A 7386-nucleotide genomic window follows, 5' to 3' on the forward strand; every position below is an offset into this window, starting at 1 on the left:
GCGCCGGTCACGCCGGGCGCACTCGCCGACGGCACGGCCGTGCCGCTGCTCGCGAACCTCGGCTCGGCCGACGGCGCGGCCGGCGCGATCGAACTCGGCGCCGAGGGCGTCGGGCTCTTCCGCACCGAGTTCCTGTTCCTGGACTCCGACCGCGCGCCGAGCGTGAGCGAGCAGCAGGACCAGTACACGCGCATGCTGTCGGCGTTCGCCGGCAAGAAGGTCGTCGTGCGGGTGCTCGACGCCGGCGCGGACAAGCCGCTGTCGTTCCTCAACGACGCCGAGGAGGAGAACCCGGCACTCGGACTCCGCGGCATCCGGGCGCTGCGGCACGCCGAGGTCATCCTGCGCGAGCAGCTCACCGCGCTCGCCGCGGCCGAGGCCGCGACCGACGCCGACCTCTGGGTCATGGCCCCGATGATCGCGACGGTCGATGAGACCCGGTACTTCACGGAGCTCTGCCGTGAGCTGGGACTCAAGACCGCCGGGGTCATGGTCGAGACGCCCTCGGCGGCGCTGATCGCCGACCGGGTGCTCGAGGTCGCCGACTTCGCATCGATCGGCACCAACGACCTCACCCAGTACACGATGGCCGCCGACCGGCTGCTCGGCACGGTCGCGAACCTGCAGGACCCGTGGGCGCCCGCCGTGCTGCGGCTGGTCGCCGAGGTCGGCGCCGCCGGCGGACGGCTCGGCAAGCCCGTCGGGATCTGCGGCGAGGCCGCCGCCGACCCGCTCCTCGCCGTGGTCCTCGTGGGACTCGGCGCCACCACCCTGTCGATGTCCCCATCGGCACTCGCAGACGTCCGCGCCTCCCTCGCGCGGTACACCCGGGAGGATGCCGAGCGCATCGCCCGGGCAGCCCTGGCCGCGGAGGGAGCGGTCGAGGCGAAGCAGGCGGCGAAAGAGGCCGCCGAATCCGCACCCACCCCCACCGGCACGACCGTGCCGTGACCCAGCACTGGAGGCATCATGACGACGACGTCAGCTGAGGCGAAGCGACCGGGGGGAGCCCGGGTCGCCGTCCAGCGATTCGGAACCTTCCTCAGCGGCATGATCATGCCGAACATCGCGGCATTCATCGCCTGGGGCTTCATCACCGCGCTCTTCATCCAGGTCGGGCCGTTCCCGATCCCGGAGATCGGCGGGTTCCCGAGCCCCGACGGCACGGAGAACATCGGCCTCGTCGGCCCGATGATCACCTACCTGCTGCCGCTGCTCATCGCGAACATGGGCGGCCGGATGGTCTACGACACCCGTGGCGGCGTCGTCGGCACCATCGCGACCGTCGGCGTCATCGTCGGCGCGGGCATCCCGATGTTCATCGGCGCCATGATCATGGGCCCGCTCGCGGCCTGGATCATGAAGCAGATCGACCGCCTGTGGGAGGGCAAGATCAAGGCCGGCTTCGAGATGCTGGTCAACAACTTCTCCGCAGGCATCGTCGGCATGCTCCTCGCACTCGTCGGCTTCTATGCGTTCGCGCCCGCCGTCACCGCGGTGAGCAACGGGCTCGAGGCCGCGGTGAACTGGCTGGTGCTGGCGGGACTCCTGCCGCTGGTCTCGATCCTCGTCGAGCCGGGCAAGATCCTGTTCCTCAACAACGCCATCAACCACGGCGTGTTCACGCCGCTCGGCGTTCAGCAGTCCGAGGAGACCGGGAAGTCGATCCTGTTCCTGATCGAGGCCAACCCCGGTCCGGGTCTCGGCATCCTGCTCGCGTTCGCGATCTTCGGCGTCGGCCTCGCACGGGCGAGCGCGCCGGGAGCGATCATCATCCAGTTCCTGGGTGGCATCCACGAGATCTACTTCCCGTACGTGCTGATGAAGCCGCTGCTCATCATCGCGGCAATCGCGGGCGGCATGACCGGCGTGGCGACGAACGTCCTGTTCTCGAGCGGCCTCCGCGCCCCCGCGGCGCCGGGCAGCATCTTCGCGGTGCTCATCCAGACCGCGTCGGACAGCTACGTCGGCGTCATCCTCTCGGTGGTGCTCGCTGCGACCGTGTCGTTCCTGATCTCGGCGATCATCCTCCGGGCGAGCCGCAAGCGCGACCTCGAGAAGGAGAACGCGGGCGATCTCTCGGCGGCGATCGCCCAGACCCAGGCCAACAAGGGCAAGGAGTCGGGCGTGCTCTCGGGCCTCCAGGCCGAGGGCGTCGCGGCCGGCGGCGGCCTCATCGCGGAGGGCGAGCAGGCGGCGTTCGAGCACAAGCCGATCCACTCGATCATCTTCGCCTGCGACGCGGGCATGGGTTCGAGCGCGATGGGCGCGACCGTCCTGAGGAACAAGATCAAGAAGGCGGGCATCGACAGCGTCACGGTCACCAACAAGGCGATCGCGAACCTGAGCGACGACGTCGACCTGGTCATCACCCACCAGGACCTCACCGAGCGGGCGAAGCTCCAGTCGCCGAGCGCCCTGCACGTGTCCGTCGAGAACTTCATGAACTCGCCGAAGTACGACGAGATCGTGAACCTCCTCGAGTCGGAGGGCGTCCGCTGACGACCCCACCCGACGGATGACGCGACGCCCGAGGCGCGGCCCCACCCCCGTGTGGCGGTCGCGGCTCGGGCGGTCGCGTCATCCGGCCCGCGGCTCATGCGCCGCGCACGGGCATCACGACTCCCGACCACGAACCACGAAGCCCTGAGGAAGAAGGAGCCACCCATGACCGACCAGATCCTTTCGCCCGGCGACGTCCGCCTGGCCTCCGGCTCGGCGACCCGCGACGAGGCCATCCGGGCCGCCGGCGCGATCCTCGTCGAGGCGGGCGCGGTGCGTCCCGAGTACATCGACTCGATGCTCGAGCGCGAGGGCAGCGTCTCGACCTACATGGGCAACTGGCTCGCCATCCCGCACGGCACGAACGACGCGAAGGACCAGATCCTCCGCTCCGCGCTCTCCTTCATCCGCTACGACGAACCCATCGACTGGGGCGGCGAGGAGGCGCGGTTCGTGGTCGGCATCGCCGGCATCGGCGACGAGCACCTCGAGATCCTCTCGAAGATCGCGATGATCTTCTCCGACGAGGACGAGGTCGGCAAGCTCCTCGCCGCGGGATCCGCCGACGAGCTCGTCGCGCTCCTCGACGAGGTGAACGACTCGTGAAGGCCGTCCACTTCGGCGCCGGCAACATCGGCCGCGGCTTCATCGGGCTGCTGCTCCACGACGCCGGGTACGAGCTCGTCTTCGCCGACGTGAACGCCGAGCTGATCGATGCGCTCGCGGCATCCGACCACTACACCGTGCACGAGGTCGGAGTCGGTGCGCGCGACCTCGTCGTCGACCGCTACCGGGCGGTCAACAGCCAGACGGATGCCGCGGCCCTTGCCGCCGAGCTCGCCGACGCCGACGTGCTCACCACGGCCGTCGGGCCGAACATCCTGCGCTTCATCGCGCCGCACGTGCTGCAGGCGTTGCGCGACCGCTCGCCCGACGCCCCGCCGCTGGCGGTCATGGCGTGCGAGAACGCGATCGACGCGACCAGCATGCTGCGCGAGGAGACCCGCCACCTCGCCGGACCGGACGAATGGCTCGAGCTCGAGCGGCGCGCGGTCTTCGCGAACACCGCCGTCGATCGCATCGTGCCCGGCCAGCCGGAGGGAGCCGCCCTCGACGTGACCGTCGAGACGTTCTCGGAATGGGCGATCGAGGAGCCGCCGTTCGGCGATGCGCCGCCCGTGATCCCGGGTGCGCACTTCGTCGATCGGCTCGGGCCGTACATCGAGCGGAAGCTGTTCACGGTGAACACGGGGCACGCGTCGACCGCGTACTTCGGGTTCCTCGCCGGACACGAGCGGATCGCCGAGGCCCTCGCCGATGCGTCGGTCGCCGAGCGCGTCGAGCGCGTGCTGCACGAGACGTCCGCCCTGATCGTGGCCAAGCACGGCTTCGGTGCGGGGGAGATGGCCGAGTACCGGGAGGTCATCCTGGGGCGCTTCCGCAACGAGGCGCTCCCGGACACGGTGGAGCGGGTGGGCCGCCAGCCGCTTCGGAAGCTCTCGCGGCGCGAGCGCTTCATCGCGCCCGCCGCCGAGCTGGCCGAGCGAGGGCTCCCGGTCGACGCGCTGCTCGCCGCCGTGGAAGCGGCGCTGGGCTTCGACGTGCCGGCCGACCCGGAGAGCGTGGAGCTCCAGGAGCGACTGGCGACGGATGCCGCGCCGACGTTCGTGCGCGAGGTGTGCGGGATCGAGCCGGGGCATCCGCTCCACGATCGCCTCGTCGAGGTCGTCGAGCGCCGCACCGCAAGCTGACACGCGGCCCGAGTGGCGAATCGCGACCGATTCGCCTATAGTTGATCCTTGGTGTTCTGCACACCTGCTTCGGCATGCCCGATGGGTCCTGCCGGGGTCGTGCATCATCATCGCACGACCGACAACCCAAACTCCAAGCGATAGTGAGGCTATGGCCAAGAAAGACGGCGTCATCGAGATCGAAGGCTCGGTCATCGAGGCACTCCCGAACGCGATGTTCCGGGTGGAGCTGACCAACGGGCACAAGGTGCTCGCCCACATCTCCGGAAAGATGCGCCAGCATTACATCCGCATCCTTCCCGAGGACCGCGTGATCGTGGAGCTGAGCCCGTACGACCTGACCCGCGGCCGCATCGTCTACCGCTACAAGTAAGGGCTGTTCGGAAAGTAACGACCCGCGGCATCCCGCGGGTACGAGGACAGCGAGAAAAAGGAACAACGACTGTGAAGGTCAACCCCAGCGTCAAGCGCATCTGCGACAAGTGCAAGGTCATCCGCCGCCACGGCCGCGTCATGGTGATCTGCGAGAACCCGCGCCACAAGCAGCGCCAGGGCTAGTCCCGCGCCGACGCAACTCGATACCGGCACACCCACGAACCCGCGCTGAGGCGCGGGGGACACCCTCGGACGGAGGCCGAGGCACCGGGAGTGCTCCACACCTCCGACACATCCAACAGGAGAAGCCACCATGGCACGTCTGGCAGGAGTCGACATCCCGCGCGAGAAGCGCGTGGAGATCGCACTGACCTACATCTACGGCGTCGGCCGTACCCGCGCGCTGGAGACGCTCGCGGCGACCGGCATCGACGGGAACATCCGCGTCAAGGACCTCAGCGACGACCAGCTCGTCGCGCTCCGCGACCACATCGAGGGGACCTACAAGGTCGAGGGCGACCTCCGCCGCGAGGTCGCCGCCGACATCCGCCGCAAGGTCGAGATCGGCTCCTACGAGGGCATCCGCCACCGCCGCGGTCTTCCGGTCCGTGGTCAGCGCACCAAGACCAACGCTCGTACCCGCAAGGGACCGAAGCGCACCGTCGCCGGCAAGAAGAAGCCCGGCCGCAAGTAACCGCTCGCGCCAAGATCTAGGAGATTTCGACAATGGCAGCACCCAAGGCGGCGACTCGCAAGCCGCGCAAGAAGGAAAAGAAGAACATCGCCGTGGGCCAGGCCCACATCAAGTCGACGTTCAACAACACCATCGTGTCGATCACCGACACGAACGGTGCCGTGATCAGCTGGGCCTCCTCCGGTGGCGTCGGCTTCAAGGGCTCGCGCAAGTCGACCCCGTTCGCCGCACAGCTCGCCGCCGAGTCGGCCGCCCGCCAGGCGCAGGAGCACGGCATGAAGAAGGTCGACGTCTTCGTCAAGGGCCCGGGCTCGGGACGTGAGACCGCGATCCGCTCGCTCCAGGCCGCGGGCCTCGAGGTCGGCAGCATCAACGACGTGACGCCCCAGGCGCACAACGGCTGCCGCCCGCCGAAGCGCCGCCGCGTCTAGTTCTTCGAGCCGTCGATCGGAGGGCGCCGCCTCGCGCGCGCCCTCCGGTCGGCGGGTTCCCGTTCTCTCTACAACTCAAGATCCTCGAACTCGCAGGTGTCATATAGCGGACACCCTGCCGAAAGGAATCACACCGTGCTGATCGCACAGCGTCCGACGCTCACCGAAGAGAACATCTCGGAGTTCCGTTCGCGTTTCGTGATCGAGCCCCTCGAGCCGGGCTTCGGTTACACCCTGGGGAACTCGCTCCGTCGCACCCTCCTCTCCTCGATCCCCGGCGCCGCCGTGACGAGCATCCGCATCGACGGCGTGCTCCACGAGTTCTCGACCGTCCCGGGCGTGAAGGAGGATGTCACCGAGATCATCCTCAACATCAAGAACCTGGTCGTCTCCAGCGAGCACGACGAGCCCATCACGGCGTACCTGCGCAAGCAGGGTTCCGGTGAGGTCACCGCCGCCGACATCTCCGCTCCGGCGGGCGTCGAGGTGCACAACCCCGAGCTGGTCATCGCGACCCTCAACGACTCGGCGAAGTTCGAGCTCGAGCTCACCATCGAGCGCGGCCGCGGCTACGTCTCGGCCAGCCAGAACCGCAACGAGTACTCCGAGGCGGGCCAGATCCCGGTCGACTCGATCTACTCGCCGGTCCTGAAGGTGACCTACCGCGTCGAGGCGACCCGTGCCGGTGAGCGCACCGACTTCGACCGCCTCGTGGTCGACGTCGAGTCCAAGCCCGCGATCTCGCCGCGCGACGCCATCGCGTCGGCGGGCCGCACGCTCGTCGAGCTCTTCGGCCTCGCCCGCGAGCTCAACAGCGCCGCCGAGGGCATCGAGATCGGCCCCGCGCCGGTCGACGCCGTGCTCTCGAGCGAGCTGTCGATCCCGATCGAGGACCTCGACCTGTCGGTCCGCTCGTACAACTGCCTGAAGCGCGAGGGCATCAACACGGTGTCCGAGCTCGTGGCCCTGTCGGAGTCGCAGCTGATGAACATCCGCAACTTCGGCCAGAAGTCGGTCGACGAGGTCAAGGACAAGCTCACCGAGATGGGCCTCTCGCTCAAGGACTCGGTCCCCGGCTTCGACGGCGCCCACTTCTACACGGGCTTCGACGACGAGAACTAGCAGGCCACGGGCCGCACCAACCCCACACCACTGGAGATAACGAACCATGCCGAAGCCCACGAAGGGCCCCCGCCTCGGAGGCGGACCCGCGCACGAGCGCCTGCTGCTCGCGAACCTCGCCGCTGCGCTGTTCACGCACAAGCGGATCACCACGACCGAGACCAAGGCCAAGCGCCTCCGTCCGTTCGCCGAGCGCCTGGTGACCTTCGCCAAGCGCGGCGACCTGCACGCGCGCCGTCGCGTGCTCGCCGTGATCGGCGACAAGTCGGTCGTCCACGAGCTGTTCGCGGTCATCGCGCCGCAGGTCGCCGACCGTGAGGGCGGCTACACCCGCATCACCAAGATCGGCAACCGCAAGGGCGACAACGCCCCCATGGCCGTCATCGAGCTCGTCCTCGACCCGGTTGAGCCGAAGCAGCGCGCCGCGAAGCCGGCCGCCGCCGAGGCGCCCGCCGACGAGGCCCCGGCCGAGACGCCCGAGGCCGAGGTGACCGAGGCCGAGGCCGCGGTC

Annotated in this window: 10 protein-coding genes; all 10 read left to right on the forward strand. The window is 69.0% G+C overall.

Annotated elements, in window-relative coordinates; translation table 11 throughout:
- Positions 1-951 (forward strand): putative PEP-binding protein (locus ESO86_RS08140; RefSeq protein WP_165307505.1); only part of this gene is annotated, 951 nt, incomplete at its 5' end.
- 18 nt (positions 952-969) lie between these two features.
- Complete coding sequence (locus ESO86_RS08145) at positions 970-2502, forward strand: PTS mannitol transporter subunit IIBC (RefSeq protein ID WP_129234451.1); 1533 nt, start codon at positions 970-972, stop codon at positions 2500-2502.
- Positions 2503-2667: 165 nt separating this feature from the next.
- A complete protein-coding gene (locus ESO86_RS08150) occupies positions 2668-3108 on the forward strand; it encodes a PTS mannitol transporter subunit IIA (RefSeq protein ID WP_129234452.1) in 441 nt (146 codons plus the stop codon).
- Positions 3105-4253, forward strand: coding sequence for a mannitol-1-phosphate 5-dehydrogenase (locus ESO86_RS08155; protein WP_129234453.1), 1149 nt, complete (start codon positions 3105-3107; stop codon positions 4251-4253). The genes ESO86_RS08150 and ESO86_RS08155 overlap by 4 nt, the downstream gene beginning before the upstream one ends.
- 151 nt (positions 4254-4404) lie before the next feature.
- Positions 4405-4626 (forward strand): translation initiation factor IF-1, encoded by a 222-nt coding sequence (gene infA / locus ESO86_RS08160; RefSeq protein WP_011186713.1) that lies wholly within the window; start codon positions 4405-4407, stop codon positions 4624-4626.
- A gap of 71 nt (positions 4627-4697) precedes the next feature.
- On the forward strand, positions 4698-4811 hold the full coding sequence (gene rpmJ / locus ESO86_RS08165; RefSeq protein WP_056734976.1) for a 50S ribosomal protein L36: 114 nt from the start codon (positions 4698-4700) through the stop codon (positions 4809-4811).
- Between the two features lie 130 nt (positions 4812-4941).
- Positions 4942-5322 carry a 30S ribosomal protein S13 gene (rpsM, locus tag ESO86_RS08170; RefSeq protein ID WP_129234454.1) on the forward strand — a complete coding sequence of 127 codons (381 nt, stop codon included), beginning with the start codon at positions 4942-4944 and terminating at the stop codon, positions 5320-5322.
- A 32-nt stretch (positions 5323-5354) separates the two neighbouring features.
- Positions 5355-5753 carry a 30S ribosomal protein S11 gene (rpsK, locus tag ESO86_RS08175; protein WP_022889749.1) on the forward strand — a complete coding sequence of 133 codons (399 nt, stop codon included), beginning with the start codon at positions 5355-5357 and terminating at the stop codon, positions 5751-5753.
- 135 nt (positions 5754-5888) lie between these two features.
- Entirely contained in the window at positions 5889-6875 is a 987-nt protein-coding gene (locus tag ESO86_RS08180; RefSeq protein ID WP_129234455.1) for a DNA-directed RNA polymerase subunit alpha, read from the forward strand.
- Between the two features lie 46 nt (positions 6876-6921).
- A partial coding sequence (rplQ, locus tag ESO86_RS08185; protein WP_129234456.1) for a 50S ribosomal protein L17 occupies positions 6922-7386 on the forward strand: 465 nt, incomplete at its 3' end.

Origin of the sequence: Agromyces binzhouensis (genome assembly GCF_004135055.1) — a bacterium.
In the GTDB taxonomy this organism is placed as follows: Bacteria; Actinomycetota; Actinomycetes; order Actinomycetales; family Microbacteriaceae; genus Agromyces; species Agromyces binzhouensis.

What these genes read in the sequence shown, in the direction of transcription:
- infA (WP_011186713.1), top strand. Translation starts at nt 4,405, where the DNA reads ATGGCCAAGAAAGACGGCGTCATCGAGATCGAAGGCTCGGTCATCGAG.
- rpsM (WP_129234454.1), top strand. Translation starts at nt 4,942, where the DNA reads ATGGCACGTCTGGCAGGAGTCGACATCCCGCGCGAGAAGCGCGTGGAG.
- rpsK (WP_022889749.1), top strand. Translation starts at nt 5,355, where the DNA reads ATGGCAGCACCCAAGGCGGCGACTCGCAAGCCGCGCAAGAAGGAAAAG.
- ESO86_RS08150 (WP_129234452.1), top strand. Translation starts at nt 2,668, where the DNA reads ATGACCGACCAGATCCTTTCGCCCGGCGACGTCCGCCTGGCCTCCGGC.
- ESO86_RS08145 (WP_129234451.1), top strand. Translation starts at nt 970, where the DNA reads ATGACGACGACGTCAGCTGAGGCGAAGCGACCGGGGGGAGCCCGGGTC.